The sequence below is a fragment of the Luteibacter sp. RCC_6_2 genome (assembly GCF_041360655.1).
Classification (GTDB): Bacteria; Pseudomonadota; Gammaproteobacteria; order Xanthomonadales; family Rhodanobacteraceae; genus Luteibacter.
The window spans coordinates 1-2150 of record NZ_JBFUPQ010000032.1 but is presented as its reverse complement, the minus strand read 5'-3'; the positions used below and the strand labels follow the sequence as shown (position 1 = coordinate 2150).

At 75.2% G+C, this 2150-nt stretch carries 1 protein-coding gene; it reads left to right on the top strand.

Annotation, left to right across the window (positions count from 1 at the left end; all coding sequences use genetic code 11):
* Window positions 1–2150 (top strand): hypothetical protein (locus tag AB6730_RS18835; RefSeq protein ID WP_371025119.1); only part of this gene is annotated, 2150 nt, incomplete at both ends.

Genomic DNA, 2150 nt, shown 5'->3' with positions numbered 1-2150 from the left:
CTCTCCCAGAGTCCCTACCAGGCGGCCACCGACGCCTTCGACCGCCTCGTCGGCCTCCAGGCCTGGCTGGCCACCCAGACCGCCGCCCTGCCGGCCCTGCCCGATACCCTCGACAACGCCGCCATCGGCCCCTACCGCTCCGCCCTCGACGCCTTCTGGCTGGCCTCCCCCGCCGAGGATCCCGCCGGCGCCTCCCGCCGCGCCACGCTCGCCGCCCACCTGGCCACCGCCGCCCTCGACTTGGCCCTGCTGGGCCACGCCGACGGCACCTTCGACGACGACGCCCTCGCCCTGGCCCGCGACCTCCAGGCCGCCACCGGCGCCTTGCCCACCCACCTGGCCGTGCGCGAGCCGCTGTTCGGCGACACCCCCTACGCCGGCGTCCTCCTCCTCCAGGACCGGCGCACCCCCGGCCGCGTCCTGCTCTTCTCCACCCAGCGCGGCTGGGAGACCTTCCCCCGCCTCGACGACGCCCACGCCGCCCTGGAACAACGCGCCCGCCGCGCCCTCGCCGCCCAGCCCGACCTGCCCGGCATCGCCCGCCAGCACCTGGCCCACCTCGGCCCGGACCCCTTCGTCACCTCCCGACCCCTCGCCGCTCCGCCCTTCGAGACCCTCGTGGCGCGCCTGATCGCCGTGCAAGGCGACAAGCTCACCCAGGCCGGCTTCGAGTTCGCCCTGGCCCGCGACGGCCAGGCCCGCGACGCCCTCCTCGCCGACACCGTGGTCGACGCCCTGCGCCTGGATCGCGCCGTCGACGTCACCGCCCTGCTCGCCGTCCGCCACGGCACCCTCATGGAAGCCTTCAACGCCCAGCGCCTGGCCCGCGTGCCCGCCCCCGTGGCCCAGCACTGGCGCGACGCCGAGGACGCCTATCGCACCACCCTCGACGCGATCACCACCCGCGAGGACCAGGCCGGCCTCACCGCCCCGCCCTCGCTGACCGACTACGCCATCGCCGCCCTGGGCGAACGGTTGCGCGCCCTGGGGGTCACCCACGACCCGGCCGACATCCAGGTCCGGATCGACCGTAACGCCGACCCCGCCGCCCGACTGGAATCGCTCCAGGCCCTCTTCCAGGGCCACGCCCCCGTCCACATCCGCCTGCTCGACCTCGCCTACCAGAACCTCGCCGCCTTCGACCCGGTCCGCCTCAGCGCCCAGGCCGGCGACGGCACGCCCCTGCCCGCCCTGGACGATGCCGCCCTCCGCCGGCTCGTCCGCGACCTCGACCTGGCCACCCGCTACCCCGCCCTGATCCAGACCACCTTCCACACCGGACCCGACGCACCCCTGCGCCGCGAACACGCCGCCAGCCTGCAGCGCGCCCACATGGGCCTGCTCGCCGCCGAAGCCCGACTCTCCTACTACCTCGACGACGCCCCCCGCTCCTTCCGCACCGACCGCGCCGAGCGTGGCTTCCGCTGGGTCCAGGCCGCCCTGGACGCCCCCGATCCCGCCCACCGCGCCCGCGTCGAAGGTCACGAGGTCGTCGTCCGCCAGGTCACCTACCGCGGCACCCCCGTGCGCGACCTCCTCGTCTTCGGCGTGCGCAACCCCGCCAGCGTCCCCAGCATCGTCATCTACACCCCCGACGCCCCCGACGGCATCACCTTCCGCGAGTTCGACGACCGCGCCGAGGCCGGGCGCCGCCTCCTCTACCACCCCGCCTTCCGGGAGTACCTGCTCGACCGCCTCCCCGCCGACGAGGCCCGCGTGCTGCCCAACGGCAGCGCCCGCGCCTTCGCCGGCGACCACCTCGCCCACTGGGTCCTGGGCACCAGCGACACCTCCGCCTACACCCGCACCGACGTCCGCTTCGAGGAACGCGACCTCGACGGCGACTTCCTCCTCGCCGCCTACCAGGCCGACGTCCAGCTCGGCCTGCGCAACGTGCAAATCCTCACCCGCAGCGCCCAGCAGGCCCAATGGGCCTGGCTGGTCGAACGCTTCAGCTCGCCCCTGTCCCAGCGCATCCTCCACGACGTCCTCCAGGGCGTGCTCACCGCACCCGCCCGCGCCGCCCAGGCCGCCTGGCGCGTCTACGACAACGTCAAGGCCGGCGACCACGCCCAGGCCGTCGTCGACTTCGCCGACTTCTACAACGCCTCCCTCGCCGCCGCCGCGCCCGTCCAGGCCCTCGGCTCCGC